This window comes from Streptomyces sp. NPDC052236 (assembly GCF_044548015.1).
Taxonomy (GTDB): Bacteria; Actinomycetota; Actinomycetes; order Streptomycetales; family Streptomycetaceae; genus Streptomyces.
Genome location: NZ_JBIUBL010000004.1, coordinates 262,481 through 281,103, shown reverse-complemented (window position 1 = coordinate 281,103; position 18,623 = coordinate 262,481). Strand labels below are relative to the sequence as shown.

The window sequence follows — 18,623 nt, the reverse complement described above, 5'->3', positions numbered from 1 at the left end:
TCCCCCGAGCCAGTGTACGGCTGTGAGGTACGGACGTAGCAAGGCCGTCGGTCGGCGGGGACCCGTCAACGCTACCGTGGCTACCGTGCGACATCGCAGGTCGTTGCCGATAGCGTCCCCGTATGGACGTCAGTTGGGAAGACTTCGGCTGGGAACGGTTGGCCGAGGGGGTGGGCCGCAGGCGATTGCCCGGCTGGGACGCGACCACCGGACTGATCGTCGGCGAGGACGCCGTGCTCCTGTACGACACGGGCTCGACGGTGCGCGAGGGCGCCGCAATCCGCACGCAGGCGCAGGCGCTGCTGGGCGGGCGGAGAGTGACGCATATCGCACTGAGCCATCCGCACTTCGACCATGTACTGGGGACGGCGGCGTTCGCGGGGGCGGAGGTGTACGGCGCGGTCGGCATGGACGCGCTGATGCGGCGGGAACGGGACGAGATCCGCGATTCGGCCGTACGCCACGGGGTCGCCGAACCCGACGCGGCGGAGGCGGCGGACGTACTGGTGGTGCCGCAGCATCTGGTGTGCGGTGAGTGGACGCTTGAGCTGGGGGGCCGCCAGGTGCTGCTGGCCAATGTCGGTCCCGGCCACTCGGGCCACGACCTGGCGCTGCTCGTGCCGGGCAGCCCGGAGGTGGTCTTCTGCGGCGACCTGGTGGAGGAGTCGGGGGAGCCGCAGGCGGGCCGGGACGCGATCCCGTCCCGCTGGCCGGCCGCCCTGGACCGGCTGCTCTCCCTGGGCGGGGAGGACGCGGCGTACGTTCCGGGGCACGGGGCGGTGGTCGACGCGGCGTTCGTGCGCGCGCAGCGCGAGGTGCTGGCGGCGCGCTTCGGGGTGTCGTAGCGTCAGCCGAATGCGCAGCTACAGCCCGGATCTGACGCCTCCCTGGAAGAAGCAGCAGCCCGTCGCCCCGGAGGTCCCCGCCGAGCCCGACCTGGTCGTGGAAGAGGTCACGACGGGTTTCTGCGGTGCGGTGATCCGTACGGAGAAAACGGCGGAGGGCCCGACGGTCACGCTGGAGGACCGCTTCGGCAAGCACCGGGTGTTTCCGCTGGCGCCCGGAAGGTTCCTGCTGGAGGGCCGCCCGGTCACGCTGGTCCGCCCCTCGGCTGCTGTGGTGCGCCCGACCCGTACGGCCTCCGGCTCGGTGGCGGTCCCGGGGGCGCGGGCCCGGGTGGCGCGGGCGGGCCGCATCTACGTGGAGGGCCGCCATGACGCGGAGCTCGTGGAGCGGGTCTGGGGCGACGATCTGCGCATCGAGGGGGTGGTGGTGGAGTACCTGGAGGGCATCGACGACCTGCCCTCGATCGTCGCGGAGTTCGCCCCGGGCCCGGATGCTCGGTTGGGGGTGCTGGTGGACCACCTGGTCCCGGGCTCGAAGGAGTCCCGTATCGCGTCCCGGGTCTCCAGCGCTCACGCGCTGGTGGTGGGCCACCCGTACATCGATGTGTGGGAGGCGGTGAAGCCGTCGTCGGTGGGGATCCGGGCGTGGCCGTCGGTGCCGCGCGGGGAGGACTGGAAGACGGGGGTGTGCAGGGCGCTGGGCTGGCCGGAGAACACGGGGGCGGCGTGGCAGCGGATCCTGTCCGGGGTGCGCTCGTATCGGGACCTGGAGCCGGCGCTGCTGGGTCGGGTGGAGGAACTGATCGATTTCGTGACGGCGCCGGGTTAGGGGTGCGATTTGTTCCCCTACCCGCCCCTTCCCGTAACTGGGGGCTCCGCCCCCAGACCCCCGCGCCTCAATCGCCGGGCGCCACCCGCACCCCCCGGCCCCCTCAGTCCACCAGGTCCCGCACCACCGCGTCCGCCAGCAGCCGCCCCCGCAGGGTCAGCACCGCCCGCCCCTCCCCGTACGGCCCGGCCTCCAGCAGCCCCTCCGCCAGCGCCCGGCGCGACGCCGTCAGCCCCGCCGCCCGCAGCAGCTCCAGCGGGCACCCCTCCCGCAGCCTGAGTTCCAGCAATATCCGCTCCACCCTGCGGTCCTCCGCCGTAAGGAGCTCCCGCCCCGCCCCCGGCGATCGCCCACCCGCCAGCGCCGCCGCATACGCCCCCGGGTGCTTCACGTTCCACCACCGCACCCCGCCCACATGGCTGTGCGCGCCGGGGCCCGCGCCCCACCAGTCCGCGCCGCGCCAGTAGAGCTCGTTGTGCAGGCAGCGGCCCGCATCGGACGTGGCCCAGTTGGAGACCTCGTACCACTCGTACCCGGCCTCCGCCAGCACCGAGTCGGTGATCAGGTAGCGGTCCGCGTGGACGTCGTCGTCGGTCATCGGCACCTCGCCCCGGCGGATCCGCCGCGCCAGCTGTGTGCCCTCCTCCACGATCAGCGCGTACGCCGACACATGGTCCGGACCGGCCCCCACCGCCGCCGCGAGCGTCGCCCGCCAGTCGTCGTCGCTCTCCCCCGGCGTGCCGTAGATCAGGTCGAGGTTGACATGGTCGAACCCCGCCGCCCGCGCCTCCGCGACGCATGCCTCGGGGCGGCCCGGCGTATGCGTACGGTCCAGCACCTTCAGCACATGCTGCCGCGCGCTCTGCATCCCGAAGGAGATCCGGTTGAAGCCGCCCTCCCGCAGCGCCGCCAGGTACGCCGGGTCCACCGAGTCCGGGTTCGCCTCGGTCGTGATCTCCGCGTCGGGCGCGAGAGGGAACTCCTCTCGTACGGCGTCGAGCATCCGTACGAGGTCGCTCGCGGCGAGCAGCGTGGGCGTACCGCCGCCGACGAACACCGTCCGCACCTCGCGCGGGTCGTCGCCCAGCACCTTGCGGGCGAGCCGGATTTCCTCGGCGACCATGTCGGCGTAGTTGTCGCGGGAGGCGAGCACGCCGCCCGAGCCGCGCAGCTCGGTCGCCGTGTACGTATTGAAGTCGCAGTAGCCACAACGCGTCGCGCAGTACGGCACGTGCAGATAGAAGGCGAGCGGCCGGTCGCCGGCGCCCGCAAGGGCGGACGCGGGCAGCGCGCCGTCCTCGGGCATGGGCTCACCATCGGGCAGTACGGAAGGCATGCACCCCATTGTCCGTCACGTCCGGACAAGCCCGTACGGACGCACCCCGGACCCTCAGCTCACTGCGCCTGGAACACCAGCAGCGCCAGATCATCGTCCGGCGGCGTCCGCGCGAAGTCGTACACCGCCTGCTTGATCCGCTCCGCGACCCCTTGCGCGGTCATGCCCGCGCACCCCGCCAGCACCTGCGCGAGCCCGTCCTCGTCGTCGAACATGCGTGATCCGCGTGGACCCGAGCGCCGCTCGGTCACCCCGTCAGTCACGCAGAGCAGCGTGTCGCCGGGCGCCAGGTCGAAGGTCTGGCACTCGTACGCCACGTCCTCGACCACCCCGAGCAGCACCTGCGGCTCGGCCGCCGTGATCACCCGCCCGTCGGGCCGCAGCAGCAACGGCAGCGGGTGGCCCGCGCTCGCCAGGGTGCAGCGCAGGCCTCCTCCCGGCCGGGAGGAGGGCACCAGTTCGCCGTAAAGCAGAGAGAGGAAGCGCGGCTGCGGCCCTTCCTGCACCTCCTGTCCGCCCGCAGCCGCGACCATCAGCGCGGCCGACTCCGCCGCCTCCATGGCGTCGTCCAGCAGCAGCCCATTGAGCCTGTCCAGCACCTGGCCGACCTGGTAGCCCTCGCGGGCGAGCAGCCGCAGCCAGGGCCGGGCGAGGCCGGTGACGACCGCCGCCTCGGGCCCGCTGCCCTGGACGTCGCCGAGCATGAAGCACCAGCGCCCGCCGGAGCCGGCCGGGAAAATGTCGTAGAAGTCGCCGCCCGCCACGCCGTCGTCGCTGGGCTCGTACACCAGGGCCCGGTCCACGCCCGGGATCTGCGCGACGTTGCCGGGCAGCAGACCGCGCTGAAGGACCCGGCTGATGGTGGCCTGGCGGCTGTACTGGCGGGCCGCGCCGATCGCCAGCGCCACCCGTCGCGAGAAGTCCTCGATCAGCGCGGTGACCTCGTCGGGCAGCCGTGCCACGCCCTGCCGGGCGACGAGGAGCGTGCCCAGGCCGCGCCCGCCGGCGACCAGGCGGTACGCGAAAGCCATGCCCTCGCCGCCCATGCCCTCGCCGCCCATGCCCTCGCCGACCTCCCCCTCGCCGCCCTCCTCGTCGCCCGGCCAGGGGAACGGCACGGGCCCATTGCCCGCCGTATCAGCCGTGACCGGCAGCAGCGGTGGCTCCTTCTCCAGCAGGTCGCGCAGCTGCTCCGTACGGGACTCGTCGCTGTGCCAGACCCGGGCCAGCCTCGGCGCTTCCCCCGCTCCGCCGCCCGCCTCGCTGTCCAGCCAGATCGCGCACCAGTCGGCGAGCCGCGGCACCAGCAGCTGCCCGGCGAGCGCCGCTACCAGGTCCTGGTCGAGCTGTCCGGCGAGCAGGTCGGAGGCCTCGGCGAGGAACGAGAGGGCGCCGCGGCTGGACATGCCGTGGTCGGACCGGTCCTCGCGCACGCTGCGCCGCAGCGAGGGGGCGAGGATCTCGGCGGCGCGCAGCCCGCGTTGCAGCGCGGGTTCCGCGTCCGCGCCGTTGACCACGCCAGTGAGCGGCCCCGCGTCCCCGCCGTCGACGGGAAGGCGCGCCCAGACCGTCTTGAGCCCCGAGCGGTAGGTGATGCCCCAGCGCTCGGAGAGGGCGGCGACCAGATAGAGGCCGCGCCCGTACTCGGGGACGGCGACGCGTTCTCCCGCGCCGCTGTGGGGTTCATTGCGTACGGCCCTGGCGGGGTGGTGGTCGGAGACTTCGAGGACGAGGGCGGCGGACTCGCCCTCGTACGACTCCGCCGATTCCGTCGGCCCCTCCAGCCTGGAGAGGAGTTCGACGGTGGTCCCCGCGTGTACGACGGCGTTGGTGACCAGCTCGTTGACGATGAGCACGGCGTCCTCGGCGAGCCGGTCCGTACTGTGCTGTCCCGGCGCGCAGGCCCCGTTCCCGCGGCAGAAGGCGCAGGTGGCGAGCAGCCCGAGGGTGGTCCAGTCGGCGAGGGCCGCGCGCACGAAACGGCGGGCGGCGGACGGCGCGAAGTGCGTACCGGGCAGGCTGGTACGCGCGACTGATCGCGCGTCATCACGGGCCGGTGTAAAGGGAGTTGAGCGGAGGAGAGTTTCGCGCTGCGTCGGAAGAGACCCCACGGTGCGGCTCCTGATCGGTTCTGGCAATGCGCCGCTTATGACACCGACAGAGTGACAGACTGAGCCTGCCCATAAGCGCCGAGTCACTGAAGTGGTCGAGTTATGAAACTCAGAGACAGTGCGTCGCCGTCCTCTCGGCCGACTCTCCCCCCTACTTCACCTACTTCACCTATCTCCTCCACTCCCCAGCCGCCGTCGGACGGTGCGTGGGTCCGCGTCTCGGAGCTGCGTCCGCTGCTGGCGGCGATGACAGCCCTGCGGGACGGGGACTTCCGGATACGTGTGGCGCAGCCCCCTGACACCGCGTCCGATGGCGGCATGCCCACCGAGCTGGCCGCGATGTTCAACCAGATCGCGGCGCGCAATCAGCATTTCACCGACGAACTGTCGCGGGTGCACAGGGAAGTCGTACGCTACGGACGGCTCGACGAACGGCTGTCGGCCAGCCCCGGCCAGGGTGCCTGGACCAACGGCGTCAACAGTACGAACGCGCTGCTGGACGCCCTCGTGGTGCCCGCCGCGAACGCCGCCCGGGTGCTCGACGCGGTGGCAGGCGGCGATCTGACCCAGCGGGTCGATCTGCAGGACGGCAACCGCGAGTTACGCGGGGATCTGCGACGGCTGGGCAGCGCCGTGAACAAGATGGTCGACCAGCTGTCGCGGTTCACCGGCGAGGTGACCCGCGTCGCACGCGAGGTCGGCACGGAAGGGCGGCTCGGCGGACGCGCCAAGGTCCGTGGCCTGTCGGGCAGCTGGCGGGATGTGACCGAGGCGGTCAACACCATGGCCGCACGGCTGACCGCGCAGGTGCGCGACATCGCCGCGGTGACCACGGCCGTGGCCCGCGGCGATCTGACCCGTACGGTCAAGGTCGAGGCGACCGGCGAGCTGCTGGAGCTGAAGCTCACCGTCAACACCATGGTCGACCAGCTCTCCGCCTTCGCCGACGAGGTCACCCGCGTCGCCCGCGAGGTCGGCACGATGGGTCAGCTGGGCGGCCGGGCTCAGGTCCGCGGCGTGTCCGGCGTCTGGAAAGACCTCACCGACAACGTCAACTTCATGGCCTCCAACCTGACCAGCCAAGTACGCAACATCGCCCAGGTCACCACCGCCGTCGCCAACGGCGATCTCTCCCAGAAGATCACTGTCGACGCGCAGGGCGAGATCCTCGAACTCAAATCGACCATCAACACCATGGTCGACCAGCTCTCCGCCTTCGCCGACGAAGTGACACGGGTCGCCCGCGAAGTCGGCACCGAGGGCAAGTTGGGCGGCCGGGCTCAGGTGCGGGGAGTGTCCGGGGTCTGGAAGGACCTGACTCAGAACGTCAACTTCATGGCCGACAACCTGACCTCGCAGATGCGGAACATCTCCCTCGTCTCGACGGCTGTCGTCCAGGGCGATCTGGGCAAGAAGATCACGGTCGAGGCGAAGGGCGAGATCCTCGAACTCAAATCGACCATCAACACCATGGTCGACCAGCTCTCCGCCTTCGCCGACGAAGTGACACGGGTCGCCCGCGAGGTCGGCACCGAAGGCAACCTCGGCGGCCAGGCCCAGGTGCGCGGCGTGTCCGGCGTCTGGAAAGACCTCACCGACAACGTCAACTTCATGGCCTCCAACCTGACCAGCCAAGTACGCAACATCGCCCAGGTCACCACCGCCGTCGCCAACGGCGACCTGTCCAAGAAGATCACCGTGGACGCGCGCGGCGAGATCCTGGAGCTCAAGGACACCGTCAACACCATGGTCGACCAGCTCCGCGCCTTCGCCGACGAGGTCACCCGCGTCGCCCGCGAGGTGGGCACGGACGGCCGCCTCGGCGGACGCGCCCAGGTCCTCGGCGTCACCGGCCTGTGGAAGGACCTCACGGACAACGTCAACTACATGGCCGACAACCTGACCTCGCAGGTGCGCAATATCGCCCAGGTGGCGACGGCCGTGGCGCAGGGCGACCTGTCCAAGAAGATCGACGTGGACGCGCGCGGCGAGATCCTGGAGCTCAAGACCACCATCAACACCATGGTGGACACACTTTCCTCGTTCTCCTCCGAGGTCACCCGGGTGGCCCGCGAGGTCGGCTCGGAGGGCCAGCTTGGCGGTCAGGCGCGCGTCGAGGGCGTCTACGGCACGTGGAAGCGGCTCACCACCAACGTCAATGAGCTGGCGCTCAACCTCACCACCCAGGTCCGCGCCATCGCCGAAGTCGCGTCGGCCGTCGCCCAGGGCGACATGTCCCGCTCGATCACGGTGGAGACCCGCGGCGAGGTCTCCGAGCTGAAGGACAACATCAACCTGATGGTGTCCAACCTCCGGGAGACCACCCGCGCCAAGGACTGGCTGGAGTCCAATCTCGCCCGCCTGGCCAGTCTGATGCAGGGCCACCGTGACCTGATGGAGGTCGCGGACCTGATCCTGCGTGAGCTGACGCCGCTGGTGAACGCGCAGTACGGCGCGTTCTTCCTGGCCGAGCCCGACGAGGAGGGGGCCCCGCCCCCTCTCACCATCAACGCGGGCGCGCAGCGCGGTCTGGCCTTCATCGCGGGCTACGGCTCGGCGCAGGCCGCCACCGTCGACACCACGGGCATGCCCGGCCACGGCCTGGTACGGCAGGCGGCCCTGCAGAAGAAGCGAATCCTCCTGGAGGAGGTCCCGCCGGACTACATCAAGATCAACTCAGGCCTTGGCGAGGCGTCTCCGGCCAGCGTCGTCATCATCCCGATCCTCTTCGAGAACAAGCTGCTCGGCGTCATCGAGCTGGCGTCCTTCTCCCGCTTCTCCGATGTGCACCTGGCCTTCTTCGACCAGTTCGTCAACACCATCGGCGTCGCGATCAACACCATCATCGCCAACTCCCGTACGGAGTCCCTGCTCGGCGAGTCGCAGCGGCTGGCGACCCAGCTCCAGGAGCGCTCCGACGAGCTCCAGCGCCAGCAGGGTGAGCTCCAGCGCTCCAACGCCGAGCTGGAGGAGAAGGCGGCGCTGCTCGCGACCTCCTCGCAGTACAAGTCGGAGTTCCTGGCGAACATGTCGCACGAGCTGCGGACCCCGCTGAACTCCCTGCTCATCCTTGCGCGGCTGCTCTCCGACAACCCCGACGGCCATCTCTCCGACCAGGATGTGCACTTCGCTCGTACGATCCACCGCTCGGGCTCCGATCTGCTCCAGCTGATCAGCGACATCCTGGATCTGTCGAAGATTGAGGCGGGCCGGATGGACGTGCGCCCGAAGGAGCTGCCGCTGATCAAGCTGCTGGACTACGTCCACGCCACATTCCGCCCGGTCACGCTCGATCTCGGGCTGGCCTTCGAGGTCGCGGTCGGGCCCGACGTACCGCGACAGATGCACTCCGATGAGCAGCGGCTCCAGCAGATCCTGCGCAATCTGCTCTCCAACGCCATCAAGTTCACCTCGGCAGGGCGCGTCGAAATGCGCGTGAACAGAGTCAGGGGCGAGCAGGCCGACAAGCTGCTCCAGGGCGTTGACGACTTGATCGCCTTCGCGGTCGCCGACACCGGCATCGGCATCGCGCCGGAGAAGCTCGCGGTGATCTTCGATGCGTTCCAGCAGGCCGACGGCACTACCAACCGCAAGTACGGCGGCACGGGGCTGGGCCTGTCCATCAGCCGGGAGATCGCGGGGCTGCTCGGCGGCCGGATCATCGCGGAGAGCGAACCGGGGCGCGGCTCGACCTTCACGCTGTACGTTCCCGTGGTCCACGCAGGACATGGCGGCAGCGAGAGCGAGACCGACATGGGTCGCGGCATACGCGCCGCCGTCCCACTGGAGGCCCTCGACCGGCACCGCACGGACACCGGCTCCGGCTCCGCCGAGTCAGGGTCCGAGTCGGGGTCCAGGTCCGGGTCCGGCACAGAGTCCGGTGCCATATCCGGCCATGAGCCCTCGCGTCTGGACGACCTGGACGACGGCTGGCCCGCGACGACGAAGCTGGAGGAGTGGAAGTCGGGCCGTGCGGGGAAGATCCTGCCCGGCCGCCGCGTCCTCATCGTCGACGACGACATCCGCAATGTCTTCGCGCTCACGCAGGTGCTCGGCCGGGTGGGCATGTCCGTGCTGTACGCGGAGAACGGGCGGGAGGGCATCGAAACCCTGGAGCGCAGCCCCGATATCGAACTGGTCCTGATGGACATCATGATGCCCGAGATGGACGGTTACGAGACGATCGACGCCATCCGGCGCAGCTCGCGCTGGACCGACCTCCCGATCATCGCCCTCACCGCGAAGGCGATGCCGGGCGACCGCGAGAAGGCCATCGCGCAGGGTGCCCATGAGTACGTGCCGAAGCCGGTCGACGTGGACCATCTGCTGACGGTCGTGTGCTCCCTCCTGGACCCGGACCCGGACCCGGAGCCGGCCCCGGACCCCGACTCCGCCGGGGAACCGGCCGTCCCACCGACGACGACGTGAGGCAGAGACGACGATGAGCACAGAGGCACCCGCCGCCGGCGACCGCGCGAGCATCCTCCTGGTGGACGACATGGAGGACAACCTGGTGGCCCTGGAAGCAGTCCTGGGATCCCTCAACGAACCACTGGTACGGGCACGTTCCGGGGAGGAGGCGATGAAGGCCCTGCTCCGGCAGAAGTTCGCGGTGGTCCTGCTCGATGTGCGGATGCCCGGCATGGACGGCTTCGAGACGGCCTCGAACATCAAACGCCTCGACCAGACGAAGGACGTCCCGATCATCTTCCTGACCGGGACGGAGGCCGACAGCGGCTATGCCTTCCGGGGATACGCCACGGGCGCGGCGGACTTCCTGACCAAGCCCTACGACCCGTGGGTGTTGCGCGCCAAGGTGAATGTGTTCCTCGATCTGCACCGCAAGAACCGCCAGCTGGAGCGGATGCTGGCGCGGGAGCAGGAGCAGCTGGGCCAGATCACGGAGCGGCTGAGCCTGATCGAGAAGGAGCTGGGCCAGGGCGGCGGTCCGGGCGCGCCCACGGAGGTGCGGGCGCAGCTGACCCGGATAGAGGCCGTCCTCGGGGAACTGCGGCGCGGACGGAGCGACTAGCACCCTCGCTCCCGCCCGCGCCCGTGCCTCTGTACTGCGTGCTAGGCCTCGCGGGAGCCCGCGTACATCTCGTCGATCAGGTCCTTGTACTCACGCTCGACGACGGGCCGCTTCAGCTTGAGGCTCGGCGTCAGTTCGCCGTGCTCGACGTCCAGGTCGCGCGGCAGCAGCCGGAACTTCTTGATCGTCTGCCAGCGCTGCAGCCCCTCGTTGAGCCGCTTCACATAGCCCTCGATGAGCTGCTCGACCGGCTGGGAGGCGACCACGTCGGCGTACGAGGAGGAGTCCAGGCCGTTCTCCTTGGCCCAGCCCAGGATGGTCGGCTCGTCCAGCGCGATCAGCGCGGTGCAGAAGTTACGGTCCGCGCCGAACACCAGGATGTTGGAGACGAACGGACAAACCGCCTTGAACTGACCCTCCACCTCGGCCGGCGCGATGTACTTGCCGCTGGAGGTCTTGATCAGGTCCTTCTTGCGGTCGGTGATCCGCAGATAGCCGTCGGCGGACAGCTCGCCGATGTCCCCGGTGTGCAGCCAGCCGTCGGATTCGAGGACTTCCGCGGTCTGCTCGGGCAGGTTGTGGTAGCCCTCCATGACCCCGGGCCCGCGCAGCATGATCTCGCCGTCGTCCGCGATGCGCACCTCGGTACCGGGCAGCGGCTTGCCGACCGTGCCCGTGCGGTAGGCCTCGCCCGGGTTCACGAAGGACGCCGCGCTGGTCTCCGTAAGACCGTAGCCCTCCAGGATGTGGATCCCGGCGCCGGCGAAGAAGTAGCCGATGTCGGGGGCGAGCGCGGCGGATCCGGAGACCGCGGCGCGCAGTTGCCCGCCGAAGGCCTCGCGCAGCTTGGAGTAGACGAGCGCGTCGGCGATCTTGTGCTTGGCCGCCAGGCCGAAGGGCACCGTGGCCGAGCCCGTACGGCGGAAGTTGTCCTGCGCGGCCTTGGCGTACTCGCGGGAGAGCGCCGCCGCCCACTGGAAGATCTTGTACTTGGCGCCGCCGCCGGCCCGCGCCTTGGCCGCGACTCCGTTGTAGACCTTCTCGAAGATGCGCGGCACGGCGGCCATGTAGGTCGGCCGCACGACCGGCAGATTCACGATGATCTTGTCGATGCGGCCGTCCACGGCGGTGACGTGCCCGACCTCGATCTGCCCGGAGGTCAGCACCTTGCCGAAGACATGCGCGAGGGGCAGCCAGAGGTACTGCACGTCGTCCTGGGTGATCAGGCCGGTCGCGGCGATGGCCTTGGCCATGTACGACCAGTTGTCGTGCGGCAGCCGTACGCCCTTGGGCCGGCCGGTGGTGCCCGAGGTGTAGATCAGGGTCGCCAGCTGATCGGCGGTGATCGACTCGATCCGCTCCTTGACCGCGTCGGGGTGCTTGTCGAGGTACGCGGTGCCGCGAGCCTCCAGATCGGCGAGCGAGACGACCCAGCCCTCGGGGTCGCCGGCGTCGGGCTCGACGTCCGCCATGTCGAACACGACCACATGGCTCAGCTCGGGCAGCTCGGCGCGGCGCTCGCGCGCCTTGGCGAGCTGGGCGGCGTTCTCGGCGATCAGCACCCGGCTCTCGGAGTCGGAGAGGATGTACGCCGATTCCTCGGCGTTGGTGGACGGGTAGACCGTGGTGGTCGCACCGCCCGCGCACATCACGCCGAGGTCGGCGAGGATCCACTCGACCCGGGTGGCGGAGGCGAGCGCGACCCGCTCCTCGGGGCGTACCCCGAGGTCGATCAGGCCGGCGGCGATGGCGTAGACCCGCTCGGCGGCCTGCCCCCAGCTCAGCGACTCCCAGTCGTCGGGACCTTCGCCGGCGGCGGGCACCGGATAGCGGTAGGCCTCGGCGTCCGGTGTGGCTGCCACGCGCTCGGCGAAGAGCGTCGCCACGGAGGGCGGTCGGTTCTCGATCAGGGCATTTGTGTCGCTCACGACATCCTCCGGGCCTGCGGCAGCACTGCACGACTGGCTGGTTGTTTAACTGGCGAGTAACCATCGAGCCGTGATCAGGGTAGAGCTGACGGGACCTGGGCGTAAGGGGCTACGGGCTGCCGCTTGATAACGAACGCGTCCCGTCCCGATTGGCTGGTACAGCGGGTGGGTGTATCCGTCACCTATAGGGGCGATGTACCGGCGGCGTACCGGGTGAGGCGTGCGCCGACACGCGAAAAGCGCCCGTCCGGACCCCCGGCGGGCGCTCTTCGCGTGTCGCTTACTGCTTGTACTGCTTGTGGCCGGCTACTTCTTGGCCTTGCCGCTGTCGTCGCTGGACAGGACCGCGATGAAGGCGTCCTGCGGGACCTCCACGCTGCCGACCATCTTCATCCGCTTCTTGCCTTCCTTCTGCTTCTCCAGCAGCTTCCGCTTACGGGAGATGTCACCGCCGTAGCACTTGGCGAGGACGTCCTTGCGGATGGCGCGGATGGTCTCGCGGGCGATGACCCGCGAGCCGACGGCTGCCTGGATGGGCACCTCGAAGGCCTGCCGCGGGATGAGCTCGCGCAGCTTGGCGACGAGCCGTACGCCGTACGCGTACGCCGCGTCCTTGTGGGTGACGGCGGAGAAGGCGTCGACCTTGTCACCGTGCAGCAGGATGTCGACCTTGACGAGGGACGAGGCCTGTTCGCCGGTGGGCTCGTAGTCGAGGGACGCGTAACCGCGCGTCTTGGACTTCAGCTGGTCGAAGAAGTCGAAGACGATCTCGGCGAGCGGGAGGGTGTAGCGGATCTCCACGCGGTCGGCGGAGAGGTAGTCCATGCCGAGAAGGGTGCCGCGGCGGGTCTGGCAGAGCTCCATGATCGATCCGATGAACTCGGAGGGGGCGAGTATGGTCGCCTTCACCACCGGCTCGTGGACCTCGTCGATCTTGCCCTCGGGGAACTCGCTCGGGTTGGTGACCGTGTGCTCGGCGCCGTCCTCCATGACCACGCGGTAGACCACGTTGGGGGCGGTGGCGATCAGTTCGAGACCGAACTCGCGCTCCAGGCGCTCGCGGACGACGTCGAGGTGCAGCAGCCCCAGGAAGCCCACGCGGAAGCCGAAGCCGAGGGCCGCGGAGGTCTCCGGCTCGTACACCAGCGCGGCGTCGTTGAGCTGGAGCTTGTCGAGGGCCTCGCGCAGATCCGGGTAGTCCGAGCCGTCCAGCGGATAGAGGCCGGAGAACACCATCGGCTTGGGTTCTTTGTAACCGCCCAGCGCCTGGGTCGCGCCCTTGTGGAGGGAGGTGATCGTGTCACCGACCTTGGACTGACGTACGTCCTTCACGCCCGTGATGATGTAGCCCACCTCGCCGACGCCGATGCCGTCGGCCGAGGTCATCTCCGGGGAGGAGACCCCGATCTCCAGGAGCTCGTGGGTGGCGTTGGTGGACATCATCCGGATGCGTTCGCGCCGGTTGAGCTGGCCGTCGATGACTCGTACGTAGGTGACGACACCGCGGTACGAGTCGTACACCGAGTCGAAGATCATCGCGCGGGCGGGCGCGTCGGCGTCGCCAACCGGGGCCGGGACGTCCCGGACCACGCGGTCCAGCAGGGCCTCGACGCCGACGCCGGTCTTGGCGGAGACCCTCAGGACGTCCTCCGGCTGGCAACCGATGAGGTTGGCGAGTTCCTCGGCGAACTTCTCGGGCTGGGCGGCGGGCAGGTCGATCTTGTTGAGGACCGGGACGATGGTGAGGTCGTTCTCCATCGCCAGGTAGAGGTTGGCCAGGGTCTGCGCCTCGATGCCCTGCGCGGCGTCGACCAGGAGGACGGTGCCCTCGCAGGCGGCGAGCGACCGCGACACCTCATAGGTGAAGTCGACGTGCCCCGGAGTGTCGATCATGTTGAGGATGTGGGTCTTGTTGTGATCCCCACCCTCCGTGGGCGCCCAGGGCAGCCGGACGGCCTGGGACTTGATCGTGATGCCGCGCTCGCGCTCGATGTCCATACGGTCGAGGTACTGCGCGCGCATCTGCCGCACATCGACCACCCCGGTCAGCTGGAGCATCCGGTCGGCCAGCGTGGACTTGCCGTGGTCGATGTGCGCGATGATGCAGAAATTGCGGATCAGCGCCGGGTCGGTACGGCTCGGCTCGGGGACGTTGGTAGGAGTCGCGGGCACGCAGGGTCCTGATTCTTGAGACGCCGGGCGTCTCGTCTCGGGCGATGTCGGATCGATACGTAGGCTCCATGGTCCCATGGTTGGAGCACTGCGCTCGGTTTGGGCCGGTAGTGGGGCGACTGGTAGTCTGAGCAGCTGTGTCTCCTGCCGTGTCAGGTTGTGGGACGCAAGTTAAGAGATCATCGAAGATCATCGAACCTGCAGAGGCTCTTTCGTGGCGAACATCAAGTCCCAGATCAAGCGGAACAAGACGAACGAGAAGGCGCGCCTGCGCAACAAGGCCGTCAAGTCCTCGCTCAAGACCTCGGTCCGCAAGGCCCGTGAGGCTGTCGCTGCCGGCGACGTCGAGAAGGCCACTGTGGCCGTGCGTGACGCGTCGAAGGCGCTCGACAAGGCGGTCTCGAAGGGCGTCATTCACAAGAACGCCGCGGCCAACAAGAAGTCGGCGCTGGCGACCAAGGTCGGCGCGCTCAAGGCCTGAAGTCAGCTCTGGCTGGTTGGCCAGCAGCCGACCGGTTGATCGGCTGACTGGCTTCTGAAGTTTTGTATTGCCGTCGGCAGGGACACAGCGGGCCCTCTCTCCCGCTCCCGACCGGCACCCCGCGCCGCAACCGAACGCGTTCGCCACGCGGGTGCGGCGCACCTGACGCACATGCTGTACGACGAGGCCTCGCCCGGTCCTTCCCCAGGACCGGGGCGGGGCCTTCGTCATGTGCGGGGAGGCCTTTATGAGGTGCGGGGAGGCCTTTATGAGGGCGGGGCTAGCTCCGCGTGCGGGCCGCGCGGGCGATTGCCACTACCGCCTTTTCCAGCGCGTACTCCGGGTCGTCGCCGCCGCCCTTGACGCCCGCGTCCGCCTCCGCCACCGCTCGTAGCGCCAGCGCCACGCCGTCCGGGGTCCAGCCGCGCATCTGTTGCCTGACCCGGTCGATCTTCCACGGCGGCATGCCGAGCTCGCGGGCGAGGTCCGCGGGCCGGCCGCCGCGGGCCGAGGAGAGTTTGCCGATCGCCCGGACGCCCTGCGCCAGCGCGCTGGTGATCAGGACGGGCGCGACACCCGTCGACAACGACCAGCGCAGGGCCTCCAGGGCCTCGGCCGCCCGCCCCTCCACCGCACGGTCGGCGACCGTGAAGCTGGAGGCCTCGGCCCGGCCCGTGTAGTACTGCCCGACGACCGCCTCGTCGATCGTGCCCTCGACGTCCGACGTGAGTTGAGAGACCGCGCTCGCAAGCTCCCGCAGGTCGCTGCCTATGGAGTCGACCAGCGCCTGGCACGCCTCGGGTGTCGCGGACCTGCCCAGCGCGCGGAACTCCGATCGTACGAAGGTGAGCCGCTCCGCGGGCTTGGTCGTCTTGGGGCAGGCGACCTCACGCGCACCGGCCTTGCGGGCGGCGTCCAGCAGGCCCTTGCCCTTCGCGCCGCCCGCGTGCAGCAGGACGAGGGTGATCTCCTCGGCGGGGGCGTCGAGATACGCCTTGACGTCCTTGATCGTGTCGGCGGACAGGTCCTGCGCGTTCCGCACGACGACGACCTTGCGCTCGGCGAAGAGCGAGGGGCTGGTCAGCTCGGCGAGGGTGCCCGGCTGGAGCTGGTCGGCGGCCAGGTCGCGTACGTCCGTGTCGGCGTCGGCGGCGCGGGCAGCCGCCACCACCTGCTGCACGGCGCGGTCGAGGAGCAGGTCCTCCTGGCCCACGGCAAGGGTGAGCGGGGCGAGGAGGTCGTCGGTCGAATTCTGCTGATTTCTTGAGCGGGTCATTGCTGTCCAGCATCCCATGGGCCACTGACAGCCGGGCTCCCTCGGACGTCCGGGACGTCCCGGACGTCCGTCCTACGGCGCTTCCCGCCAGCCGTCCCACTCCGCCGCGTACGCGTCCAGCGCGCCCGCGTCCAGGCGTCCGTCCGGGTCCTCCACCACGACCAGCCACTGTGCGTCCTCGGCGTCGTCCTCGCCGGCCAGCGCGTCCCGTACGAGCCGAGGCTCCTCGGCGACGCCGAACCGCTCGCCGAGCGTCTCGGCCACCTCCTGCGCCGCGTCGCGGTCGGGCAGCACCAGCACGTGCCGTTCGTACGTCATATGGCTCAGCTCTTGTCAGCTCTTGTCAGCTCTTGGGGATGATCTGAATGTCGAGGTCGATCGTGATGTTGGAGCCGACGACCGCGATGCCCCGTGCCAGCATCGACTGCCAGTTGACCGTGAAGTCCTCGCGGTGCAGCTCGGCGGACGCGCGGACCGCCGCGCGGATCTCGCCCTCCATGCCGCTGCCCAGGCCGAGGTACTGGGCGTCGAGAGTGACCGTGCGGGTGACGCCGTGCAGGCTGAGCGCCCCCGTCACCGCCCAGTTGTTGCCGCCCCGGTGCACAAAACGGTCGCTGTAGAACTCCAGCGTCGGGTAGCGCTCGACATCGAGGAAGTCCGCCGACCGCAGATGGTCGTCGCGCAGCTGCACGCTCGTGTCGATCGACGCGGCTTCGATGACGACATGCATAGCCGAGCGCTCCACCGACTCCGCGATACGGACGGCGCCCGCGAAGTTGTTGAAACGGCCGTGTACACGGGCGAGGCCGATGTGGCGGGCGACGAATCCGATCCGGCTGTGCGCCGTTTCGATCTCCCACTCACCCGCCTCGGGCAGCGGAAACGGCCGGGCTATCTGGAGCGCGATGTCGCCGATGCCGGAGTAACCGCTGTCGGTGACCGTCACGTTCCCCCGGAACGGCATAAAGCTTTCGGCGGAGACGGCAAGCCGGTACTCACCGACCGGGACGATCGCCACAATCGTCCCGAAGGGATCGGTCTCGCCACTGAGGACCTTCCGGTCGGCGAGGTCGCTCAGCGTGAACTCGGCCCGCCGGATGGGCTCGCTGACCGGGTCGAGCACGCGGCAGGTCAGCACCCCTGCACCGGGCGGTACGGGAAGGCCGGCGAGCGCGTTGCCGGCTTGTGGGGTATCTGTCGTCAGCCGTCGGCCGAGCAGATTTTTGAGCATGGTGCACGCACCCCCGTGCGATAGGTGCTCGTGAACCGCGCGCAACAGAACCCGGTCAACTGGCGGTGCGGCGGCCCGTGTGAAAAGGTATTCGATCACCCTTGCGCGGCTGGAGGCAAACGTACCGCCAGGTAGCAAACTCAGCTGTTACGTAGCCTGGTGCACGCCTCGCGGACCCTTGTTGTCCCTGTCGCCCTCTCGCTCGTCCCGAGACGGGCTCGCGCCACCGTTCACACCTCGATTCACACCTCGATTCGCGCCTCGATTCACACCTCGCTGAGCAGCGCGTACGCCGTCGGCAGGAACCTGTCCCGGCGGCAGATGCGGCGCGTGGCGACCGCTGCGAGCGCCGTACCGGTCTCGCGACGGAACCCCAGAAGGGCTTGCTGGCCCATGGTCGCCCCACAGTGGAAACAGAACGTGCCGCCGTCCGCGGACGGATGCTGAAACCACGTCAGCGTGTGTACGTGCCGGTGGCCGAGGCCGCGTCGCAGGACGGGACGGCGTACCGCCCGCAGCGCGTCCACCAGCGCGGAGCCGGCCGGGGCCGCGGAGCCCTCGGGGTCCACGTGGGCTTCCAGAAAGGTGAGCAGGTCGTGCGGGGTGGCCCGGAGGCCTCCGGCCGCCTGGAAACCGCCGATACGCAGGGGTGGTGTGGGGGTGGTGCCGTCCGCGCGGTGTCCGGTGGCATCGGCGCCGCATCCGGCGGAGTACGAGCCGTAGAGGCCGTCCGAGCCGTCCGAGCGCGGGGTGGTGTCGGTGAGCCCGAGGGGCCGCAGCACCTGGCTGGTGAGCAGGTCCTCCCAGGGCGTCTGGGTGGCCGCCGCGAGGGCGTGTCCGAGAACGGCGACGCCGAAGCTGGAGTAGCACCAGCGGTTCCCGGGAGCGGGCCCCGCCCTGGCCCGCAGGAACGCGCGAACGACCCGGTGGGCCGGGTACCCGACGTAGGGGTTGGTGGACCAGCGGTGCAGCGCTTGCGGGTAGAAGTCGGCGGGCACCCGGGGCAGTCCTGAGGTGTGCGTGATCAGGTGCGTGAGGGTGGCTGCGGGCCGGTACAGCCGGTGTCGTCGGTGTGGCCCGTGTGACCAGTTCGGGGACAAGTGCGCGACGGCCGGGTCGTCGCCGTTCACCCGGCCGAGGTGCGTCAGGTGGGCCAGCAGCAGCCCGGCGAAGGGCTTGGAGGCCGACCCGATCTCGTAACGCAATCGGTCTCGCGGGACCGGCGGGGGCGGTGCCGTGCCGCCGCAGTGGACAAAGCGCCGGCCGTGCCGGGACAGCGCGAAGACGACATCGGGCGCGTCCACCGCGCGTACGGCGGCGTCGAGGCGCTCCCGCAGCTCCTCTCCCTCATCGTCGTCGGCCACGGTCATCGCGGCGTCACC

13 protein-coding genes are annotated in these 18,623 nt (G+C 69.7%); 5 read left to right on the top strand and 8 right to left on the bottom strand.

All coding sequences use genetic code 11. From position 1 onward, the window contains the following. Positions 1–122: 122 nt before the first annotated feature. Both ACIHCQ_RS09985 and ACIHCQ_RS09980 read left to right on the top strand, forming a co-directional pair. A complete protein-coding gene (locus tag ACIHCQ_RS09985; protein ID WP_399659741.1) occupies positions 123–845 on the top strand; it encodes an MBL fold metallo-hydrolase in 723 nt (240 codons plus the stop codon). 10 nt (positions 846–855) lie between these two features. After that, entirely contained in the window at positions 856–1,674 is an 819-nt protein-coding gene (locus ACIHCQ_RS09980) for a DUF3097 domain-containing protein (protein ID WP_399659737.1), read from the top strand. 103 nt (positions 1,675–1,777) lie between these two features. Here the strand turns inward: ACIHCQ_RS09980 and hemW are convergent, their stop codons facing one another. Then, entirely contained in the window at positions 1,778–3,010 is a 1,233-nt protein-coding gene (gene hemW / locus ACIHCQ_RS09975; RefSeq protein WP_399659735.1) for a radical SAM family heme chaperone HemW, read from the bottom strand. Between the two features lie 59 nt (positions 3,011–3,069). Further along, positions 3,070–5,121 (bottom strand): SpoIIE family protein phosphatase, encoded by a 2,052-nt coding sequence (locus ACIHCQ_RS09970; protein ID WP_399659732.1) that lies wholly within the window; start codon positions 5,119–5,121, stop codon positions 3,070–3,072. 246 nt (positions 5,122–5,367) lie between these two features. On the opposite strand from ACIHCQ_RS09970, the gene ACIHCQ_RS09965 reads away from it, so the two are divergent. Both ACIHCQ_RS09965 and ACIHCQ_RS09960 read left to right on the top strand, forming a co-directional pair. Beyond that, positions 5,368–9,549, top strand: a complete 4,182-nt coding sequence (locus ACIHCQ_RS09965) for a HAMP domain-containing protein (RefSeq protein WP_399659729.1) — start codon at positions 5,368–5,370, stop codon at positions 9,547–9,549. 13 nt (positions 9,550–9,562) lie between these two features. Then, positions 9,563–10,153 (top strand): two-component system response regulator, encoded by a 591-nt coding sequence (locus ACIHCQ_RS09960; protein WP_399659727.1) that lies wholly within the window; start codon positions 9,563–9,565, stop codon positions 10,151–10,153. A 41-nt stretch (positions 10,154–10,194) separates the two neighbouring features. On the opposite strand, the gene ACIHCQ_RS09955 is transcribed toward ACIHCQ_RS09960, so the two are convergent. Both ACIHCQ_RS09955 and lepA read right to left on the bottom strand, forming a co-directional pair. After that, on the bottom strand, positions 10,195–12,081 hold the full coding sequence (locus ACIHCQ_RS09955; protein WP_399659724.1) for an AMP-dependent synthetase/ligase: 1,887 nt from the start codon (positions 12,079–12,081) through the stop codon (positions 10,195–10,197). Positions 12,082–12,387: 306 nt separating this feature from the next. Next, positions 12,388–14,253 (bottom strand): translation elongation factor 4, encoded by a 1,866-nt coding sequence (gene lepA, locus ACIHCQ_RS09950; RefSeq protein ID WP_399659721.1) that lies wholly within the window; start codon positions 14,251–14,253, stop codon positions 12,388–12,390. A gap of 214 nt (positions 14,254–14,467) precedes the next feature. Here lepA and rpsT point away from each other — a divergent pair, with 214 nt between their 5' ends. Beyond that, positions 14,468–14,734 carry a 30S ribosomal protein S20 gene (gene rpsT / locus ACIHCQ_RS09945; protein ID WP_399659718.1) on the top strand — a complete coding sequence of 89 codons (267 nt, stop codon included), beginning with the start codon at positions 14,468–14,470 and terminating at the stop codon, positions 14,732–14,734. 280 nt (positions 14,735–15,014) lie between these two features. Here the strand turns inward: rpsT and holA are convergent, their stop codons facing one another. The 4 genes from holA to ACIHCQ_RS09925 all read right to left on the bottom strand — a co-directional run bounded on the left by holA (position 15,015) and on the right by ACIHCQ_RS09925 (position 18,611). Beyond that, the gene (gene holA / locus ACIHCQ_RS09940; RefSeq protein WP_399659715.1) at positions 15,015–16,010 is read right to left on the bottom strand and encodes a DNA polymerase III subunit delta; all 996 of its coding nucleotides are present in this window, start codon (positions 16,008–16,010) and stop codon (positions 15,015–15,017) included. A gap of 72 nt (positions 16,011–16,082) precedes the next feature. Further along, positions 16,083–16,328, bottom strand: coding sequence for a hypothetical protein (locus ACIHCQ_RS09935; RefSeq protein ID WP_399659712.1), 246 nt, complete (start codon positions 16,326–16,328; stop codon positions 16,083–16,085). A 25-nt stretch (positions 16,329–16,353) separates the two neighbouring features. Then, positions 16,354–17,241 carry a YceI family protein gene (locus ACIHCQ_RS09930; protein WP_399659710.1) on the bottom strand — a complete coding sequence of 296 codons (888 nt, stop codon included), beginning with the start codon at positions 17,239–17,241 and terminating at the stop codon, positions 16,354–16,356. A 266-nt stretch (positions 17,242–17,507) separates the two neighbouring features. After that, positions 17,508–18,611, bottom strand: coding sequence for a serine hydrolase domain-containing protein (locus ACIHCQ_RS09925; protein WP_399659708.1), 1,104 nt, complete (start codon positions 18,609–18,611; stop codon positions 17,508–17,510). Between the last annotated feature and the right edge of the window lie 12 nt (positions 18,612–18,623).